Genomic DNA, 19,387 nt, shown 5'->3' with positions numbered 1-19,387 from the left:
TGCATTAATTGGATCAGGAAAAACTTGATACGACCGGATTCTCTGGCGGCTCGCCCAGTTTTTTGTCGTGATAATGGCAACACATGAATCATGCAGAGGTGCGGATGAAATCCGTTACTCCGTCACGCAATGCTTTTTTCTTGAGCTGCCATCAAATCAACGAGCGGCTTCTGCCATGACGTTTATTCGCTCATCTTGCTGAATTCGTTTTCCAGTTGTTGCGTAATCCGTTCCAGCAAAGGAGAAATCTCGGCTATTAATGACTCCGCATCCGGCCATCTATTATCGACACTCGCTTTCTCAAGCGCTTCGCATAAATCGGCAAAACTTGCAGCGCCGATCGTTCTGGCGGACGATTTCAATTTATGACCCAGACGGCCTAACTCTTGTAAATTTTTTTCGACCTGCGCTGCTTTCATTTCCACTAATGTGTCAGTGGCGACTTCAATAAATTTAAGACCGAACTTACGCACCAGCGCCGAATTGTCATGAAACATCCGGTGCATGACGGCAATATCGACCGGTAATGACGCATCCGGAAACGATCCGTTTTCCAATTCGTCAATCACTTTCGTTCATACTCCGATTTTTAAACAACGATCGATCCAACGGCCGGTCAGCTTCTCTTGCACAGTATTCTGGCGCAGACGCATCGCCAACCCTGGGAAGTCGACCTGATCCAATGGCTGATCCTGATTGTAGCAGGAGAATACATAAGTAATCTTGCCAGTTTCCGGATCTTCGTGCGGTTGCAGACATTGCGCGCAAATCTCCTTCATCATGCATTGCATCGGCGAGTTGATCGAACCGATGGCGAAATGATCCGCTTTCAGATACGGCTTTAGCTGATTATGGCGCGCCACCCCGACAGCCGCCATCATGCGATCGGAGCCGATGGCAATGATATGCCCGGCATCCGCTAGTGCCACCGGCTGCTCGCCCAATTCGCCGCTGGCGTAAGCCACCATGGCTTGCACAATGTTTCCGACAAAACTTTTATCTTGCGGACGAGTAGGCGTAAATCCAGGCGCTTCGTCGCAGCACCACACGACAATATCGGCAGCCGCTTCAATCTCGGCGACTTTATAGCGATCCACCAGTTTCTTGTAGCCGGCGAAATACAGCACTTTGGATCCGGCCGCGCGCGCAGCGGCGCCGATGGAAAACAACACGGCGTTCCCCAAACCGCCGCCAACCAGCACCACGGTTTCATTGGATGGGATTTCAGTCGGCGTTCCGGTCGGCCCCATCAGCACGACCGGTTCACCCGGTTTCAGCAGGGCGCACAGATTCGAGGATCCCCCCATTTCCAGCACGATCAGCGAAACCAAACCTTGCTTGAGATCCACCGACGCACCGGTAAGCGCCAAACCTTCCATCGCCAGACGGGTATCATTGCTGATCAGCGCTTGCGTGGCATAATTCTGAAAACGGTAGAACTGCCCGGGCTGGAAGTGCTCCGCCGCCATGGGTGCATGAACGACCACTTCAATGATATTAGGCGCCAATCTTTCCACTTTATGCACTATCGGCCGCAATTGCCGGTTCAGTCCGGCAAAAAACTGTGGCGCGGATTCGCTTGATGCCGGTTTAACCCGTTCCAGCACACGATTGACCACCGGATAACCTTGTTTCGCGCTGGACATGGCTTTGACCACGTTACCCGAGAACGACGGGTGCAAATCGCCAAAGAAACTGATGAAACGGCCGTCCTGCGCATCCTTGTAGCGGCTCAGCAATACCGCCGGATAATCCGGTTTGGGATTGGCGTACGCGGGTTTAACCGGATTGCCTTCCTCATCGCACGCATTGAAATAGCGGCCATCGAGTTGATAGGTTTTGTCATCTTCACGCGCCAGCACGGTATTCGGCTGCGTGCCTGCCGCCACCAGTAACGCGCGCGCCGCTAATTGCACTTCTCCGGCATCATGCCACTGTCCGGCTTCATCGCGCTTTTGCACGGCAAAACGCACCGATTGCGTATGTCCCCAAACATCGACATCGACACGCACCGGCGTCATGCCTTCGGCGAACCAGATGCCTTCTTCCAATGCTTTTTCAACTTCTTCATGATTCAATGTATAAGAAGGACTGTCGATCAAGCGCTTGCGATAGGCAATCGTTGCTCCTCCCCAGGATTGCAGCAAACCGATAATATTCGCCGCCCGTCCTTCCTGCTCCGCAGCCTGACGCTCGGCACGGATGGCACGTGCATGATTCAGGAATTCATCGGCAATGGCTTTCTCTTCCTCGTCCCAGATTGTCCGGATTGATGCCTCGCCTTGCACAGCCATCAGAATTTCATAGCGCTTCAGGAATTTTTCCACCTGCACCGGATAATACGCCAGCGCTTCGGTTGCCGTATCGATGGCCGTCAAACCGCCGCCGATCACCACCACCGGCAGGCGCAACTGCATGTTGGCGATCGAATCGCTTTGCGCAGCGCCCGTCAATTGCAGTCCCATCAGAAAATCCGATGCTGCACGCACGCCGCGCGCCAAGCCGTTCGGCATGTTGAGCACCGTGGGACGTCCGGCGCCCGCCGCCAGTGCGACGTGATCGAATCCCAGCGCGAATGCATCGTCGGTGGTTAAAGTACCGCCGAAACGCACACCGCCGAACAAAGCAAACTCCTCTCTGCGTTCAAGCAGTAAACGGATTAACTTCAAAAAGTTTTTATTCCAGCGCACCGTAATGCCGTACTCGGCGACACCGCCAAAACCGCCCGGCATGCGTTCGTCCAAATTTTCTTCCAGAACGCTGGCAGAGCGAATCGCTTTGAACGGCACGCGTTCACCGCGCGGATCAACTCCGGAAATATCCTCCGGCAATGGCTCAATCTTGAGACCGTCGATACCGACCACGGTATGTCCTTCATTCATCAAATGATGCGCCAGCGTATACCCGGCCGGTCCCATGCCAACTACTAGCACTTTACGGCCGGATGCCGCTTTCGGCACCGGACGGCGCAGATTCAGCGGATTCCAACGTGTCAGTAGGCTATAAATTTCAAAACCCCACGGCAACGCCAGCACATCTTTCAGCGTGCGCGTCTCGGCCTGCGGAATATCCACCGGGTCTTGTTTCTGGTAAATGCAGGACTTCATGCAATCGTTACAGATACGGTGACCGGTACCGGCACACATCGGATTATCCAACGTAATCATGGCCAAACTGCCCACCGCAACACCCTGCGATTTGAGTTTATGAAACTCCGAAATACGTTCTTCCAGCGGACAACCCGCCAGCAATGCACCCAGTTCGCTACGTTTGAACGCGGATGGCTCATCCGGAGACTTGGATTTTTGTATCAATCCCTTGGAGCACGAGTCCTTGCCCTGCTCATGGCACCAGATGCAGTAATTGGTTTCATCAAGCGCCCCCATCAGATCGGTGCCGTCATCGGTCAATGCAAAACCGTTGCGTTCGCGCAAATGACCAAGGCTGTGCAACGGGTAACCGGCCGATTCGTCCGTATCCAGCGACAACAAGTGCTGAAAATCGAGTTTGGCAGGCGACTTGAATAAAATACCCTGTTGCGTATGCCGCTGCCCGGCCGGTGTCCGTAATGCCCAGGCGGCATAGTGCAGCGCCTTGTTCAAGCGGGCTTCGTTGTCAGCTTCCGCGTCCATCCACTGGGCAACTTTAGTAGCAAAAACAAGCTCTGAGAAAGCGGCGCCGAATTCTTTCTCCAGTTCCTTTTCCAGCGCTAGACCATCGATGATTGCCAACTCCTCATCGCTCACTTTTCCTTTGGCACGGCGTTGCACAAACTGCCGTTTGCAGAAATACAGCGGCGCCAGCTCGTGATGTCTTGCCGCCAATTGCTGCACTTCGGTTTCAATGTTGAACAACCGGGCAATGAAATCTTCCAGCCAGGGCGCAATGTCGATCAATAAAGCGGATTCGTCTTTGGGCAGCAAATCGTCCGGACGCGCGCGCGCGTGTTCGAGTTTTTTATAGAGCGCTTCATCGCCGGTGCGAAGGAAATCCAAAAATACTTGATCCAATTTAACCAAGCTACTACGGCGATAAAAATCGGCGATAGTAAAGTTGAAGTTAAAATTTGTTGAGGCGGCTATTGTTTCTTGCTGCGTGTGCAATGTTGCATCCATTTTTTTCATCATCTCGATCATTCAATTTCTTATTGTTTCATTCCATACGAAAATCAGTCCTGGCCTTGTGACGACATTCCAAGCGCCGGCTCATTAAAATCACCCATTATTTGTTTTTTCATAATCTGACAACCATCCCGTAAATTCACCGGCCGGCATCGGTTTCGCAATCAGGAATCCTTGGATTTCGTCACACCCGAGCTCCACCGCCAACGTGTAATCCGCTTCCGCCTCGATTCCTTCCACCACCACATTCAAACCGAAAACTTTGCCTAATTTGATGCTCGACTCCAGGATCGCGCGCGCAGCCGGATCTTCCGCCGCACCATGGGCAAAAATCCGGTCGACCTTGAGCTCGGTAAAGGGCATATGCTTCAGCGTTTTCATTGACGAATAGCCGGTGCCGAAATCATCAATAGCCAACCCGAATCCTTTAAGCCGTATCCGCGTCAAAATATCCAGGGTCTGCGCAAAATCTTTTCCCAGCTTGCTCTCGGTAATTTCCAGCGTAACCCGCTCAATCGGCACATTACACTCGCGCACCGCCGATTCATAAATTTCCGGTAAATTAAACCGATCCAGATTCTCCATCGAAACATTGACGGAAACTTTCAAGTCCAGCCCTTGTTGTAACCACAAATCCAGCTGTTGCGCGGATTTTCTCAACACACTACGGGTAAAATCGTTGATCAGCCCGCTCTGCTCAATGACCGGTATGAAATTATCCGGAGAAACATAGCCATATTGCGCATGGCGCCAGCGCGCCAAACATTCAACGCTGGTGACATGACCACTGGAAACCGCAACTTTAGGCTGATAAAACAAATCGATTTGATTGGCAATCAAAGCCTGTTTGATCTCTTCCGCAGTAAAGATTTGCTGCATCCGCGCAGCGTCCACATGCCGCGGCAGCGGTACCGATAGCTGTGCCAGAATTGCCGCCAGCGAACCGACCGTTACCGGTTTCGCCAATGTGCCAATGACATTCAACCCACGCGCAGTAGCCAAGCGTTCCGTTGCTTTGAGCAAGTCGGGATCAATACCGGAAAACAGCACAATCCTGCCTCTATAGTATTGATCCGCAATATTACGCAAAAACTCGATGCCATCCATACTCGGCATTTCGATATCACAAATCAGCAAATCAATCACCGCCATTTGCGCGGACAAAACGAATAAACCCGCTTTGCCATTTTCAGCAACCAGCACTTCGTCGACACCCAGCTCTCTCAGCAAATGACTGACAAATTCAAGCATAAATTTGTCATCATCAATCACCAGTACGCGTATCGGTTTCTCTTTGTTCATCCAGAATAAGTTAGTGCCGAATCAAAGACTATTGCTAATCAATGAATAAACTCAATTTAGCGATTTGCACCGATGATAGAACCTATTGCACCGTTTTTGGCGCCAGCCATTTCAACAGCGTATCGACCAATCGTTCCGGATCGATTGGTTTTGCCAAGAAGTCGTTCATTCCCGCGTTTTGGCATAAGTCCTTATGATGCTGATCGGCATTGGCTGTCACTGCAATAATCAGTGCATTCGACCATTGCGGACTGGCGCGAATCAATCGCGCCGCTTCCAAGTCGTCCATAACCGGCATTTGAACATCCATCAAAATACAGTCGAATGATGATTGACTCAGCATATCCAGCGCTTCTTTTCCATGATTGGCGATAGCCACTGTTGCGCCGTTATACTCCAGCAAGCCCTTGGCAACTTGCTGATTCAATTCATTGTCTTCCACTATCAGTACAGTAATTCCTTTTAATTTTTGGTCTGGTACCTTTATTTGATCCATACTGTTAACCTGATTTAATATTTTTGCACTTTCATACCGGATTCATGCCAGCCGGTATTTTACTCGTATTGGTGAATTTATTCGTATTCTCGATAGGATTCAAGTACACACGATATTCACACTGCGTTTTCAGAAAAACCTCAGAGTATACTCACAACACTATTAAATATAAATCCAGATTGCGATCAATCAGATCAACAGCAATTAATGTTCCTCCGCGAGATTACGCCACCCCATCGGCAGGCAAAATCATCCCGGCAGCCACGGTATTATTGCTGCTTTCATCAATAATGATGAAACACCCGGTAGCGCGGTTACGTTCATAATTATCACAAACCAGCGGCAGCTGCACTTTTAAGCCGATCCGTGCGATATCGTTCATTTTTAGCGTACTCACCGCTTCTTGCGCCAGTGTATTGACGTCAATCCGGTAATCGATCCGGCCGATGGCGGCTTTAATAACGCGCGTGGTCTGTTTAATCAGGTATTTCCTGTTCAGATCGAGTGGCTGTTCGGAAAGCCAGCACAGCATTGCATCAAACGTTTTGGTAACCTGCGGGTTACCGCCCGTTTTTACCAGCATATCGCCGCGTGAAATATCCAGATGGTCTTCAATGGTCAGCGTGACGGATTGCGGTGCAAACGCCTCGGCAACCGGTCCCTCGTACACGAGAATTTCTTTGATGCGCGAACTCAGTCCCGACGGAAGCACGGTAACGGCATCGCCCGTCCGCACCGAACCCGATTCAATACGCCCCATGTAACCGCGAAAGTCATGCAATTCCTTTGGTTGCGGGCGGCACACCCACTGCACGGGAAAGCGGAAATCCTCCCGGTTGATGTCATCCTCGATGGATACCGTTTCAAGCAAATCCATCAGGGTCGAGCCTTGGTACCAATCCAAGTTATCGCCGCGTTCGACCACCATGTCGCCATTCAGCGCCGACATCGGGATATAGGCGACATTGCGCAGCTTGAGCTTCTCTGCAAATGTGCTGAAGTCGCTGCAAATTTTCTCAAAAACCGCTTGCGAATAATCCACCAAATCCATTTTGTTGACTGCCACCACCAAATGCGGAATCCCGACCAAACTGGCCAGATAGGCATGACGCCGCGATTGCGTCAGCACGCCCTTACGCGCATCGATCAGGATAATCGCCAGATTTGCAGTCGACGCGCCGGTCACCATATTGCGTGTGTATTGTTCGTGCCCCGGGGTATCGGCGATGATGAATTTGCGTTTCGGCGTGGCGAAATAACGGTAGGCGACATCGATGGTGATACCCTGCTCCCGCTCGGCTTGCAGTCCGTCTGTCAGCAGAGATAGATCGACTCCTTCCGCACCGCGCTTACGCGTTGTATTGGTAATCGACGTGAGCTGATCTTCAAAAATAGACTTGGAGTCGTGCAATAAACGGCCAATCAAAGTGCTTTTGCCATCATCGACGCTACCGGCGGTAATAAAGCGCAACAGTCCGGTTTGATCAAGTGAGATTTTTTCAATCGCCGACATTTAAGAACCTTCTGGAAATGGGTAATACCATGGAAAAATTATTAAGAATTGATTGATTCGCACTCGGATATGCTTGGATTAGTCAGCGCACGCTGACGCAGCTGCTTTTTAGAAGTACCCCTCTTTCTTGCGCAGTTCCATCGATGCTTCCGATGTTTGATCGTCCATGCGCGTCGCACCGCGCTCGGTAATCCGCGTCATCGCCGTTTCCGCAATGATCTCCTCGACAGTCGCCGCATCCGATTCCACTGGGCAGGTGCAGCTCATGTCACCGACGGTACGGAAACGCACCGTAATATGCTCGGTTTTTTCTCCCGCCTGCGGTTGCACCAGATGAGAAACCGGCAGCAGGCCGGCGGCACGGCGAATCACCTCACGTTGGTGAGCAAAATAAATCTCGGGCACTTCCAGTTTCTCGCGCACGATATATTCCCAAACATCCAGTTCCGTCCAATTGCTGATCGGAAATACGCGAATATTCTCGCCGGGATGCGTGCGGGTGTTATAAATATCCCATAATTCCGGACGTTGATTCTTGGGATCCCATTGCCCGAACTCGTCACGAAAGGAAAAAATGCGCTCCTTGGCACGCGCTTTTTCTTCATCGCGGCGCGCCCCGCCGATGCAAGCATCGAATTTGAATTCCGCGATCGCATCCAGCAGTGTCACCGACTGAAATGCATTACGGCTTTGCGTTTCGGAACGCAATACCACGCGGCCTTTCTTGATCGAATCCTCCATGCTGCGCACGATCAGCCGTTCGCCCAATTCTTTCGCGCGATGATCGCGAAACGCGATGACCTCCGGGAAATTGTGCTCGGTATCGACATGCATCAGCGGAAATGGAAAGCGACCAGGGCGAAAGGCCTTCTCGGCCAGGCGCAATAAAACAATCGAATCCTTGCCACCGGAAAACAGCAAAACGGGATTCGCGCATTCCGCCGCCACTTCACGCATGATATGGATAGCTTCGCTTTCCAGCGCATCCAAATGGGTAAAGGGCTGGTTACTCATTTCTTTCTCTCAACATACTCGGTTAAGTAAATTGCAAATCGGCAGAAATTACTGACAAAACTGACAAAAAATATCGCGCCTGGCATGCCGCGCTTATTTTATAGGCACGACCTTACTGATATGTAATCCGCATTCTTTGGATTCCGGCGCTTCCCACCACCAGCGTCCGGAACGGATATCTTCACCCGGTGTAACAGCCCGCGTACAGGGCGCGCAACCGATGCTGGGATAAAACCGGTCATGCAGCTTGTTATAAGGCACTTCATACTGCTTGAGATATTCCCAGACTTCCGCGTTGGACCATTCCAGCAAGGGATTCACTTTCTGCATGTGGTTGTCCATATCGTATACCGACACCTTCAAATTCGACCGTGTGGCCGCCTGCTCGCGCCGCATCCCGGTTACCCAGGCACGTTTGCCTTGCAATGCACGGCGCAACGGTTCGACTTTGCGAATATGGCAACACGCCTTGCGCAATTCGACACTGTCATAAAAACCATTGACGCCATGCTCGGCGACGTAGGCTTCAACTTGTTTCACATTGGGAAAATAAATACGCAGCGGTGTTTTGTAGCGCTCCCGCACAGTTTGCATCAAATCATACGTCTCTTGCGGTAAGCGTCCGGTATCCAAGCTGAACATTTCGATGGGAAGCTGATAGCGGTCGATGATATCGGTCAGCACCATATCCTCGGCACCCAAGCTGTTGGCGAAAGCGACCGGCGCGAAGTCGCGCACCGTTTCGGTTAAAACGGCGACCACCTGCTCAATCTTTTGCTGCACGTCACTCATTGACTGCTTTCCGCTTGACTTCCTTTGCGTTGCGCGCGCCGGAACAGCGGCAGCCGCCGGTCGAAAGAAGTTTGATATACCTCGGAGAAATCGCTCAGCCCCTTCAATGCGTCTTCAATTTTCCGGTCCGGGCGCGGTGCGAAAGCGTCAAAGCCCACGCGCTGCATATAAAACAACTGATCGCGCAACACATCGCCGATCGCACGCAACTCTCCGGTATACCCCAAGCGCGCGCGCAGGTTAAAAGCAATCGAATAGCCGCGGCCATCCGAAAATTTCGGAAAATCCACCGCAATCACGGAAAATTTTTGTACGTCGCCTTTCAATGCTTCGGGATGCTCATCGCTCGCCAGCCATACACCGATTTCCTCGCGCTGCTGCAAAGCATCGCGTTGCGCTTGCCATACTTTCAACGGAACGATCACTTTTCCTGCTGCAACGTGAACGTTCTCAGCAGTCTCATTTTCTTGCAGCCGCAGCACCGTCCAATCATCCGCAACAATGGCTTTATTCTTGATAATCATAGCAATCAGAACCTCGGTGAGAAGTACGGCACCTCATACTGCGCAGGTGCCACGATGTGCTTGTCGGCAAGCTCTTCATCCTGAGCGATGAAATCAGCCGCATACACATGATCTTTGAATGGCGCATGACCGATACGGCGCACCGTGTCGATAAAACGCTCGGCTTCGATGCGTTCGCGCACATAAACCTGCAACAGCCGTTCAATGACTTCCGGTACTTGAAAGAAAGTAAAGGATGGACCGATAATTTTGCTGATCGAGCTGTCATTGCCTTCTGCACCGCCGATCGATACCTGATACCACTCGTCGTGATCTTTCTTTTCCACGCCGGTGATACCGATATTGCCGATATGATGCTGCCCGCAAGCATTGACACAACCGGAGATATTCAGCGTGATCTCGCCAATGTCATACTGAAAGTCCAAACTCTCAAAACGCTCGGCGATCAACTTCGCCAATGGGATTGAGCGCGCATTGGCCAAAGTGCAAAATTCCGCGCCCGGGCAACTGATAATATCGGTCAACATACCGATATTCGGTGTAGTCAACTCATAAACAGAAGCTTCCTGCCATAGACTAATCAAGTCTTTTTGCCGCACATCCGCCAACACCAGATTTTGTTTATGGGTGATACGCAATTCGCCAAAACTGTAACGATCCGCCAGATCCGCGGCAAAGTCCATTTGCTCGGCTGTCGCATCGCCGGGTGCATTACCCGGTTTTTTCAACGACAGAACCACACTCACGTAACCGGGAATCCGATGCGGTCTCACATTACGCTGCAGCCAATGCGAGAATGAACGGCTATCCGCTTTGAATTCGTTCAACTTCGAATCGTGACCAGGCAACGTTTCATATGCCGGATCGGTAAAGCACGATGCGACACGATCGACTTCCTCACCGGTCAAAGTGCCGGGACCATCCTTCAGATCCGCCCAGTCAGCTTCCACCTGACGTTTGAACTCATCGATTCCCAATGCCTTGACCAGAATCTTGATACGCGCTTTGTATTTGTTGTCGCGGCGGCCGTATTGGTTATACACCCGCAGTATCGATTCGACATACGTCAAAATATGCTGCCAGGGCACGAACTCACAGATTTCACTGCCGATAATAGGCGTACGCCCCAATCCACCGCCCACCACTACGCGAAAACCGATTTCGCCTTGTGCATTTTTCGTGACCGCCAGTCCGATATCGTGCGCATAAATAGCCGCACGGTCTTCCTGTCCGCCGCTGATGGCAATCTTGAATTTGCGTGGCAAATAGGCGAATTCCGGATGAAACGTGCTCCATTGGCGCAGAATCTCGGCATATGGACGCGGATCGACCACTTCATCATGTGCCACGCCGGCAAACTCGTCCGAGGTAATGTTGCGGATACAATTGCCGGAGGTTTGAATGGCATGCATCTGCACTGACGCCAGATCGGCAAGAATGTCCGGTGTGTCCTGCAATTTGAGCCAGTTGAATTGAATGTTTTGACGCGTCGTGAAATGACCGTAGCCGCGATCGTATTTGCGCGCGATATGCGCAAACATGCGCATTTGCTGCGAAGATATCAGGCCGTACGGCACCGCAATCCGTAACATGTAGCCATGGATCTGCATGTATAAGCCGTTTTGCAGCCGCAGCGGCATAAACTCTTCCTCAGTCAATTCCCCGGAAAGACGGCGACGCACCTGATCGCGGTACTGTCTGACACGTTCATCCACTATTTGCTGATCATATTCATCATAGCGATACATTGTTGATTCCCTCGCTTAGTAGTTCAAAGACGCTCAGTAAAATAACCTCAAGACTCCGTTGGCGTGTAATGCTTCGACACCGGCAGCAACAGTGCGGCATCCAATGGAAATTTGGCACCATACTTCAGGATATGGTTCACATCGTCGTCTTCATCATGCCTCAATGCCATACCGATATAAGCATGCTCACCGCTTTCCCCTACGACAATGCCTATCCTTCCACCACAACCGTTGAACCATGTCACTTGTTTTGGCTTATTCTCAATATTTGTACTCATTAATTAATCAATCCTTGTTTCATTAATGGAAAATTGCCGAAACCCGCCATGGATCGGCAACCCGCCACCCCAGCCGCTCAGCTTTTATTCTGGCGCACAGAACAGCTCTCTGCTTATTAATTTTTTTTGAACACACTGCAATCGTATTGACCAGTTGCCGCCGGCATTTCACTGCCTTTGCATATATGGCCACTACTGAAGCTTAGCGTAATTTGTTATTTTATCAAAAAACCCGGGGGTAATCGTCTGTAACTTGCCACGGCGATCAATCCCGGTGAGTATGACAAATGAAACCGATCAGAGAATCTGACAGAATAAATCTTGCAACCGTATTTTTCCTTTTTAACTGCCCGGCATAATAACAATACCCATTTATAAATCAAAATAATATTATATTAGATACATATAACCATTTATCATTAGCAGGCATAACTCATGAAACTCCAGCAACTCCGCTATTTGTGCGAAACCGCCAATCAGGATATGAATCTATCCAGGGCGGCCAAGAATCTGCATACCTCTCAGCCTGCCATCAGCAAGCAAATTCAGTTGCTCGAAGAAGAACTCGGCGTTGATATCTTTCTGCGCAATGGCAAACGGATTGTAAAAATAACACCGCCCGGCCAATTGATCATACAAACCGCCGTCAGGATGCTGCGCGATGCCGACAATCTCAAAAAAATCGCCCAGGAATTCACCAATGAAGCCGGCGGCACGCTCACGATTGCGACGACACACACGCAAGCACGCTATGCTTTACCGTCCGTGATCAAACGCTTTACCGCGCGCTACCCGAAAGTCAGGCTCATTTTGCGGCAAGGCAATCCGACACAGATTGCGACTCTGGTTACTTCGGGCGAGGCGGATATAGGCATCGCCACCGAAGCGCTTGAACAATACCCGGAGCTGGTCATGCTGCCCTGCTATCAATGGAACCGGTGCATCATCGTACCGCCCAAGCACCCGTTGTTGAAATTAAAAAAACTCACATTGGAAGCGATTAACCAATACCCCATCATCACTTATGATTTTTCTTTCACTGGCCGCACGAAAATCAACAAGGCATTTGCAAGCCGCGGGCTGGAACCCAACGTGGTACTGACGGCGATCGACTCCGATGTGATCAAAACTTACGTGGAGCTGGGGCTGGGTGTTGGCATATTGGCCAACATGGCTTTTGATGCCAAGCGCGACAAGAATCTCAGATCCATCGATGCCAGCCATCTATTCGAACCCAGCACAACACGCATCGGTATCAGCCGCAACAGCTATATACGCGGTTATATTTTCGATTTCATCGAGATGTTCGCGCCGCATCTTGACCATGCCAGCATCCAAGCCAAACTGGAAAGCAGCAAAAAAGGCCTTGCGGAAGACGAAAATTGATTCCCGCCGAAATTAAACGTACCATGGCAATTCGATTGCTGAGCGGTAACTGTCATCAAATTACAAAATAAAGGTGAACCATGATAAAGCTCTTCAGTTTGTTGGTGGCATCCCTAATCCTGGTCATAATCGCGCTCGGATCCGGCGCTTACAATATGGCGGCCACAGAAAAGCATTGGGGTATCACGGAAAAGATCATCGAATGGGTGCGCGAAAGCTCCGTCGAAGCGCGCGCCAAGGATCTACAAGTACCGCAACTGGACAATGCGGAGATGCTTCTGAAAGGTGCCGAGCACTATCACGCAATGTGCACAGCGTGTCACCTTGCTCCCGGCATGAGTCCGACCGAACTCTCGGCTGGTTTGTATCCGCAAGCACCGGTGTTTTATCAACGCGAAGCGATTAACGATCAAGCAGAAAAACAGCATCTCGCCAAGAAATACTTCTGGGTGATAAAAAACGGTTTAAAAATGACGGCAATGCCCGCCTGGGGTCTTAGCCATGATGATCATTCCATCTGGGCGACGACCGCATTTGTCCTCAAAATGCGGAAGATGACACAGGAAGAATACGAAAACCTTATCCATTCGGCCGAGGATCAAGAGCACCATCATGACCATAACGGTCACTCACACTGAGAAACATTGAATAATTGTCTACGCAAATGCAGTGTTTCCATACCCAGCGGATAAATCGCGCTGAAATTCCACCAGTGATCGCTCAGCATCTCATCGCAAGCTATCGCGACGCAAATTATCAGATTAATACCAGCCCTGAATCGTTCACTTTGCGAATTGATCAATACTCGGAACCGCTTGCACGATTTCTCGCCGCCTCCAAGCTACGCTGCGCGGCCATCGTCAGCGCGTATAATCCCCGCAGCCGCTTATCCAGCGAAGAAGATAATTCGGCCGCGCACGCAGCGCTCAGGAATCTGCTGCGACAACATCCTCACACAGTGATCGAAGGCTTGCATACCGATCCGGCAGGCACATGGCCGGCGGAAAAAAGTTTTTTTATCGCCGGAATGGATCTTGATGCCGCAAAACTGGTAGGGCAGCAATTCAACCAAAATGCTGTGGTGTGGATTGATCATGATGCCATTCCGCGTCTGATCCTGCTCCGCTGAAAGCGCATTCAATTCAATATCCGCGGCGTCAACAATTAACCTGAAATTATTCAAAATATTTACGGTCGAAAAATTCCGTATAGCTGGCAATGCAAACCCGATGCTATACTCAAATTTTTCAATAACGGTTTGGGAGACACTTATGAAGAAAACACTCACCTTTCTGACTTTGGCCTTTCTCAGTTTTGGATTGCTCGCCTTTGATGCAGAAGCAAAACGCATGGGTGGCGGCAAAAATGTAGGTACGCAACGCCAATCGGTCAACCAGCAGCAGGCAACACCGAATACACCATCCTCCGCAGCGGCGCCGGCAGCAGCGGCTGCGTCGGGCGGCAGCAAGTGGGGCGGTGCGCTGGCGGGCCTCGCGGCTGGCGGTTTGCTGGCTGCGCTCTTCATGGGTGGCGCATTTGAAAACGTCAACATGATGGATTTTGTGGTTCTGGCGCTGCTGATTGGCGTGGTTTTCTTTATCATCCGCATGCTGCGCAAGCCCAGAAGCGAGGAACGGTCATCTTCGATGCAATACTCGGGCATGAACACCGGCACGCAAGACCGCTTTAATACGCCACCCTTTACTCCAGCGGCGGAAACGGCTGCCGGTGAAACCGCAACAGCGCATCGTCAACCGGCCATTCCGGCGGATTTTCAAGTAGAGCCATTTATCCGCCATGCGAAAGCTTCGTTTATCCGCCTGCAGGCTGCGCATGACCGTGGCGACACCAATGAAATCCGTGACTATACAACCCCGGAAATGCTGGCGGAAATCAGTCAGCAAATTCAGGAAAGAGGCGATGCGCAGCAGAAATCCGAAGTCATGTTCATCGACGCCCATTTACTGGAAGTCGAAACTGCCAATGACATGGCCATCGCCAGCGTACGCTTCACCGGCCAGCTGCGTGAATTACCGAATGGCGAACCGGAAGCTTTTGATGAAATCTGGCATGTGCAGAAAGATCTGAAAAATCCTGACGCCACTTGGCTATTGGCTGGAATTCAACAAGTTTCGTAAATTCTGTAACAAGTAAATTAAAACTCCGGTCAGCACACCTGATTCTGATGCTGTGCTGGCCGGGGAGAAACATCAATAGCGTTTCTCTCTGTTCAAAATTCCCGTCGATTTCCGGTACTCCCAACTGAATCAATGCCATGGTTACGAGATTATCAAAACTTGTCATGGTCTTGGCTTTTGCGTTGTACGCTTCGCTTGTCGCTTACGGTAATCTCACCGATTACAACTCCAACTTCACCCTGGTAAGCCATGTGCTGACGATGGACACCACGTTTCCCGGTAATCAAGCGTTATGGCGCGCCATTCATTCCCCGCAGATTCACCATGCGATTTACGGCGTCATCATCGGTACCGAAATTGCCGTCGCCGCATTGTGCTGGCTTGGCGGCCTTCGCTTATACCAAAACATCAAAGATCCCGCATCCTTCAACCGCGCCAAAAGCTTCGCAATCCTCGGATTGACATTGGGTTTCTTACTATGGTTTACCGGATTCATGACGATGGGCGGAGAATGGTTTCTGATGTGGCAATCCGAAACCGCCAATGCACAGCAAGCCGCATTCCGTTTGGTGATGATCATTGCCGCGACGCTCATCTATTTGGTTCAAATAGACGAGGAAAGACATAGTTAAGTGATGGTGTTTTTCATACGAGCCAACTTACGACCGGCAAAAGCCGCTGTGCCTTGTACCGGCTCAACCGCCAGATAGCCATGCATCGATTCCGGCTTGCGCAATTTGCGCATCCTGATAAGACCGTACACCGCTGACGCCGATAGCCCCGGTAAATTGTTGCTCGACCGCAATCGGCAATCCGCCTTCTACCGGCAGCGCGCCGGGCAACCCTAAATAGTGCAGGCGTCCTTCGGCAACATTGTTTTCCCAGACTTTGGTCGAGCGGCGAAAAGCAATCGCGGCGCGTGCTTTCTCGATGGCAACCTGGACACTGCCGTACTGCGCGCCATCCAGGCGCTGCAGATAAAGCAAATGACCGCCGTCATCCACAATCGCGATGACAACCGGCCATTTATTCCGCAGTGCTTCCGCCTCCGCTCCGGCAGCTATTTTTTTGGCATCATCCAACGTCAGTGCTAGTTTGTGAGTCGTCATCATCACTCCACGGCAGAAAAAAGGTTTATGCGGTTAGCGGCCACGGGTGCAATCATATCCCGGCGCCTTGCTCGAACACTTCCTGGCGCATCTGCGCTTGGGAAATATTGCTGCCGGGCGGCACGCTGCGCGTCAGCCAGACATTGCCGCCGATCGTCGATCCGCGTCCGATGGTGATGCGCCCCAATATCGTGGCGCCGGCATAAATCACGACATCGTCTTCGACAATCGGATGGCGCAAATTTCCTTTTACCAATGCACCGTTCTCATCCACCGGAAAACGTTTCGCACCGAGTGTCACCGCCTGATACAAGCGGACGTTCTGCCCGATGATCGCGGTCTCGCCGATCACCACGCCGGTGCCGTGATCGATAAAAAAACTGCCGCCGATTTGCGCTCCGGGATGTATCTCTATACCGGTCGCCGAATGCGCGATTTCGGAAATCATGCGTGCAATCAACGGCACACCCAAGCCATGCAGAACATGCGCCAGGCGGTAATGCATAATCGCCATAATACCGGGATAGCACACCAGCACCTCGTCGACGTTGCGCGCCGCCGGGTCGCCTTCGTACGCCGCTTTGATATCGCTTTCCAGCAAACCGCGGATTTCCGGTAAGCGCTTGGCAAACGACTGCGTAACCGCAATTGACCGTGCACGATCTGCGTCGCTGAGAACTTCCAGCCCCGAGTTGTAGTGCAATTCATGCTGAATTTGCACCATCAGCTCGCGCAAGGTCATATTCAAAGTATGGCCGACATAATGATCGACGCCTTCATCCGCCAGCTCCGACGACCCCAGCCGGTTCGGAAACATCGCCGCGCTCAAACCTTCCGCGACGCTCGCCAGTATCCTGCGCGACGGCAGCCGGGGCGGACGGTCGTGCCGGTTGCGGCTTTCCAGCGATGCCAACCGCTGCGCACGCAATTCGGTCACGATACTATCCACATCCAAATGGGTGCCGCGCACCAGGAGATCGCGCGTCTTCTTACTCGTGCTCACTATGTGGCCAGACCTTGTTGATCAAACATGCCTTCAAACAGAATACTGCTCAGATAGCGCTCGGCGGAATCGGGCAATATGACCACGATGGTTTTTCCGGCATTCTCGGGACGTTTGGCATGGCGCATCGCCGCCGCCACCGCAGCGCCGCAGGAAATACCAGCCAGAATGCCTTCCTCACGCGCCAGGCGCCGCGCATACAGGATGGCTTCCTCGTTGCTGACCTGCTCAATTTCATCGACTAACGAAAGATCCAGGTTATCCGGCACAAAGCCTGCACCGATCCCTTGAATTTTATGCGGCCCGGGTGCTAAAGAAGCACCGGCGCGCTTTTGCGACAATACCGGACTGGCCGTGGGTTCGACCGCTACGGATGTGATCGCTTTGCCTTTGGTCTGTTTGATATAACGGGAAACACCGGTAATCGTTCCGCCCGTACCGACACCAGCGACAAAAATATCGACCGCACCGTCGGTATCGTTCCAGATTTCCGGGCCGGTGGTTTTCTCATGAATCGCCGGATTGGCCGGGTTTTTGAACTGCTGCAGCAACACATAGCGTCCCGGATCGGAAGCGACGATCTCGTCCGCTTTCGCCAAAGCACCGCTCATGCCGCGCGCGCCTTCGGTCAATTCGAGCTTGGCGCCGAGCGCCACCAGTAATTTGCGCCGCTCCACACTCATTGTTTCCGGCATCGTCAAGGTCAGCGGAATGCCTCGCGCCGCCGCCACAAACGCCAGCGCGATCCCGGTATTGCCGCTGGTCGGTTCGACAATTTCTTTTCCCGGCCCCAGCAAACCCTTGCGCGCGGCATCATCGATCATCGCCGCACCGATGCGGCATTTGACCGAATACGCCGGATTGCGCCCCTCGATTTTCCCCAACACCAAAGCCGCCGCGCCGTCAGTCACCCGATTCAGGCGCACCAACGGAGTGCGCCCGATCGACAATGCGTTATCTTCAAACCAATTTGCCATGATTTTTCCTTTTTGTATGTGATCGCTCGTGCTTACGCATCATAACCAAACTCCGCCCGCGGAACAATTTCACTATAACGCATCCATTCCGCAGCGGAAAGTACAAAACAACCAACTGGTGCTATCGCGAAGCAGCCTAGAATACAATTAGCATGCATGAAAACGACACTTTCTCTTCCGGTCAACGCCGTCAATTTTTCAGAAAATAATCCCCTGGGCTTCCCAAAATGGCGCGATACGGCCGATTCTGGGAAGCTTGGTTAAAAGCTAAATCAATAATGGGGGAGGAGGACTGGAAAAACCTCCCGGATTGCGGGCGCTAACTCAGCACACTGACATCGCCCCAGCTGATTTGGCCGGGTGTGACACCGACCAGCGTGATGGATACATCGGAACCAAAGTTTACGACGAGATCCGAGCCTTCATAATGAGCATCGGTAACAAAACTCTTCAGATGATCCACTGAAGTTAAGCCCAGGCCGGTATCGAACTTCAGCGAATCGTGTTCCGACGAGCTGAAGTCCTGAATACGCAAATGGGCCGCTTCGCGGATGACAAAATCATCGGCACCGTGCCCGCCGGAGCTGTCCTCACCGCCGCGAACCGCGATGTGATCATCGCCATCCGACGGCGAGAATGAGAGATCCCCCTCGAATCTGAAGTGATGCCTGTCATCCGGACTTCCCGTTGCACTCTGCCACTGCTCGGATACGCGCAAATAAAGGCCATCGCCGTCCGCATCCGCGTAGCGGGTTATTTCCGTGCCAAATGGCTTGACCTCGGTACGCACGACCTGGCTGCCATCCACGGTATAGGTTTCGCTACCGTCGTCATCGATCGATTTCGGTTCCAGCACACCGTCTTTAAGCTCAAATACAGCCGTCACTTTGCCACCCTCAATGGTGAATTTGAAGGCTTTGTGATCGTGTGTTGATGAATCATCATTCAATTCGTCATGCCCTGAACTCATTTTTTTCCTTTTTAAT

General features: G+C 51.7%; 19 protein-coding genes. 5 read left to right on the top strand and 14 right to left on the bottom strand.

The genetic code is table 11. The features are described 5' to 3' along the window. Positions 1–182: 182 nt before the first annotated feature. From HRU78_00635 to HRU78_00590, 10 genes are all read right to left on the bottom strand, one after another. Positions 183–506 carry an Hpt domain-containing protein gene (locus HRU78_00635; GenBank protein QOJ24852.1) on the bottom strand — a complete coding sequence of 108 codons (324 nt, stop codon included), beginning with the start codon at positions 504–506 and terminating at the stop codon, positions 183–185. Between the two features lie 69 nt (positions 507–575). Beyond that, the gene (locus HRU78_00630; GenBank protein ID QOJ24851.1) at positions 576–4,124 is read right to left on the bottom strand and encodes an FAD-dependent oxidoreductase; all 3,549 of its coding nucleotides are present in this window, start codon (positions 4,122–4,124) and stop codon (positions 576–578) included. Positions 4,125–4,214: 90 nt separating this feature from the next. Then, positions 4,215–5,423, bottom strand: coding sequence for an EAL domain-containing response regulator (locus HRU78_00625; GenBank protein QOJ22329.1), 1,209 nt, complete (start codon positions 5,421–5,423; stop codon positions 4,215–4,217). An 82-nt stretch (positions 5,424–5,505) separates the two neighbouring features. Next, positions 5,506–5,919: a response regulator gene (locus HRU78_00620; protein ID QOJ22328.1), complete on the bottom strand. Its 414-nt coding sequence runs from the start codon at positions 5,917–5,919 to the stop codon at positions 5,506–5,508. A 223-nt stretch (positions 5,920–6,142) separates the two neighbouring features. Further along, positions 6,143–7,432, bottom strand: a complete 1,290-nt coding sequence (gene cysN, locus HRU78_00615; protein QOJ22327.1) for a sulfate adenylyltransferase subunit CysN — start codon at positions 7,430–7,432, stop codon at positions 6,143–6,145. Between the two features lie 108 nt (positions 7,433–7,540). Next, positions 7,541–8,446: a sulfate adenylyltransferase subunit CysD gene (gene cysD / locus HRU78_00610; protein QOJ22326.1), complete on the bottom strand. Its 906-nt coding sequence runs from the start codon at positions 8,444–8,446 to the stop codon at positions 7,541–7,543. 93 nt (positions 8,447–8,539) lie between these two features. Further along, positions 8,540–9,238 (bottom strand): phosphoadenylyl-sulfate reductase, encoded by a 699-nt coding sequence (locus HRU78_00605; GenBank protein ID QOJ22325.1) that lies wholly within the window; start codon positions 9,236–9,238, stop codon positions 8,540–8,542. Beyond that, on the bottom strand, positions 9,235–9,768 hold the full coding sequence (locus HRU78_00600; protein QOJ24850.1) for a DUF934 domain-containing protein: 534 nt from the start codon (positions 9,766–9,768) through the stop codon (positions 9,235–9,237). The genes HRU78_00605 and HRU78_00600 overlap by 4 nt, the downstream gene beginning before the upstream one ends. Continuing rightward, positions 9,768–11,510, bottom strand: a complete 1,743-nt coding sequence (locus HRU78_00595; GenBank protein ID QOJ22324.1) for a nitrite/sulfite reductase — start codon at positions 11,508–11,510, stop codon at positions 9,768–9,770. The genes HRU78_00600 and HRU78_00595 overlap by 1 nt, the downstream gene beginning before the upstream one ends. Positions 11,511–11,557: 47 nt before the next feature. After that, entirely contained in the window at positions 11,558–11,788 is a 231-nt protein-coding gene (locus HRU78_00590) for a hypothetical protein (protein QOJ22323.1), read from the bottom strand. A 435-nt stretch (positions 11,789–12,223) separates the two neighbouring features. On the opposite strand from HRU78_00590, the gene cysB reads away from it, so the two are divergent. From cysB to HRU78_00565, 5 genes are all read left to right on the top strand, one after another. Further along, positions 12,224–13,174, top strand: a complete 951-nt coding sequence (gene cysB / locus HRU78_00585; GenBank protein ID QOJ22322.1) for an HTH-type transcriptional regulator CysB — start codon at positions 12,224–12,226, stop codon at positions 13,172–13,174. A gap of 80 nt (positions 13,175–13,254) precedes the next feature. Beyond that, on the top strand, positions 13,255–13,812 hold the full coding sequence (locus HRU78_00580; GenBank protein ID QOJ22321.1) for a cytochrome c: 558 nt from the start codon (positions 13,255–13,257) through the stop codon (positions 13,810–13,812). A gap of 26 nt (positions 13,813–13,838) precedes the next feature. Further along, on the top strand, positions 13,839–14,303 hold the full coding sequence (locus HRU78_00575) for a DUF3293 domain-containing protein (protein QOJ24849.1): 465 nt from the start codon (positions 13,839–13,841) through the stop codon (positions 14,301–14,303). Between the two features lie 142 nt (positions 14,304–14,445). Beyond that, entirely contained in the window at positions 14,446–15,312 is an 867-nt protein-coding gene (locus HRU78_00570; GenBank protein ID QOJ22320.1) for a Tim44 domain-containing protein, read from the top strand. Positions 15,313–15,449: 137 nt separating this feature from the next. Further along, positions 15,450–15,944, top strand: coding sequence for a DUF2165 domain-containing protein (locus tag HRU78_00565; GenBank protein ID QOJ22319.1), 495 nt, complete (start codon positions 15,450–15,452; stop codon positions 15,942–15,944). Positions 15,945–16,007: 63 nt separating this feature from the next. On the opposite strand, the gene HRU78_00560 is transcribed toward HRU78_00565, so the two are convergent. The 4 genes from HRU78_00560 to HRU78_00545 form a co-directional block, all read right to left on the bottom strand. Further along, complete coding sequence (locus tag HRU78_00560; GenBank protein ID QOJ24848.1) at positions 16,008–16,421, bottom strand: heme-binding protein; 414 nt, start codon at positions 16,419–16,421, stop codon at positions 16,008–16,010. Between the two features lie 52 nt (positions 16,422–16,473). Continuing rightward, on the bottom strand, positions 16,474–17,376 hold the full coding sequence (locus HRU78_00555; protein QOJ24847.1) for a serine acetyltransferase: 903 nt from the start codon (positions 17,374–17,376) through the stop codon (positions 16,474–16,476). Between the two features lie 47 nt (positions 17,377–17,423). After that, positions 17,424–18,401 carry a cysteine synthase A gene (gene cysK / locus HRU78_00550; GenBank protein ID QOJ22318.1) on the bottom strand — a complete coding sequence of 326 codons (978 nt, stop codon included), beginning with the start codon at positions 18,399–18,401 and terminating at the stop codon, positions 17,424–17,426. 319 nt (positions 18,402–18,720) lie between these two features. Then, the gene (locus HRU78_00545) at positions 18,721–19,371 is read right to left on the bottom strand and encodes a hypothetical protein (protein ID QOJ22317.1); all 651 of its coding nucleotides are present in this window, start codon (positions 19,369–19,371) and stop codon (positions 18,721–18,723) included. Between the last annotated feature and the right edge of the window lie 16 nt (positions 19,372–19,387).

It is taken from the genome of Gammaproteobacteria bacterium, from assembly GCA_015709635.1.
Lineage (GTDB): Bacteria > Pseudomonadota > Gammaproteobacteria > Burkholderiales > Nitrosomonadaceae > Nitrosomonas.
The sequence above is the reverse complement of the archived record's forward strand: the minus strand, read 5'-3'. Positions and strand labels throughout refer to the sequence as shown.

Excerpts from the sequence above, each read along its gene's own strand:
- HRU78_00565 (QOJ22319.1), top strand. The coding sequence starts at position 15,450 with ATGGTTACGAGATTATCAAAACTTGTCATGGTCTTGGCTTTTGCGTTG.
- cysD (QOJ22326.1), bottom strand. The coding sequence starts at position 8,446 with ATGAGTAACCAGCCCTTTACCCATTTGGATGCGCTGGAAAGCGAAGCT.
- cysN (QOJ22327.1), bottom strand. The coding sequence starts at position 7,432 with ATGTCGGCGATTGAAAAAATCTCACTTGATCAAACCGGACTGTTGCGC.
- HRU78_00590 (QOJ22323.1), bottom strand. The coding sequence starts at position 11,788 with ATGAGTACAAATATTGAGAATAAGCCAAAACAAGTGACATGGTTCAAC.
- HRU78_00575 (QOJ24849.1), top strand. The coding sequence starts at position 13,839 with ATGCAGTGTTTCCATACCCAGCGGATAAATCGCGCTGAAATTCCACCA.
- cysK (QOJ22318.1), bottom strand. The coding sequence starts at position 18,401 with ATGGCAAATTGGTTTGAAGATAACGCATTGTCGATCGGGCGCACTCCG.
- HRU78_00595 (QOJ22324.1), bottom strand. The coding sequence starts at position 11,510 with ATGTATCGCTATGATGAATATGATCAGCAAATAGTGGATGAACGTGTC.
- cysB (QOJ22322.1), top strand. The coding sequence starts at position 12,224 with ATGAAACTCCAGCAACTCCGCTATTTGTGCGAAACCGCCAATCAGGAT.
- HRU78_00545 (QOJ22317.1), bottom strand. The coding sequence starts at position 19,371 with ATGAGTTCAGGGCATGACGAATTGAATGATGATTCATCAACACACGAT.
- HRU78_00580 (QOJ22321.1), top strand. The coding sequence starts at position 13,255 with ATGATAAAGCTCTTCAGTTTGTTGGTGGCATCCCTAATCCTGGTCATA.
- HRU78_00625 (QOJ22329.1), bottom strand. The coding sequence starts at position 5,423 with ATGAACAAAGAGAAACCGATACGCGTACTGGTGATTGATGATGACAAA.
- HRU78_00570 (QOJ22320.1), top strand. The coding sequence starts at position 14,446 with ATGAAGAAAACACTCACCTTTCTGACTTTGGCCTTTCTCAGTTTTGGA.
- HRU78_00560 (QOJ24848.1), bottom strand. The coding sequence starts at position 16,421 with ATGACGACTCACAAACTAGCACTGACGTTGGATGATGCCAAAAAAATA.
- HRU78_00635 (QOJ24852.1), bottom strand. The coding sequence starts at position 506 with ATGCACCGGATGTTTCATGACAATTCGGCGCTGGTGCGTAAGTTCGGT.
- HRU78_00605 (QOJ22325.1), bottom strand. The coding sequence starts at position 9,238 with ATGAGTGACGTGCAGCAAAAGATTGAGCAGGTGGTCGCCGTTTTAACC.
- HRU78_00630 (QOJ24851.1), bottom strand. The coding sequence starts at position 4,124 with ATGAAAAAAATGGATGCAACATTGCACACGCAGCAAGAAACAATAGCC.
- HRU78_00620 (QOJ22328.1), bottom strand. The coding sequence starts at position 5,919 with ATGGATCAAATAAAGGTACCAGACCAAAAATTAAAAGGAATTACTGTA.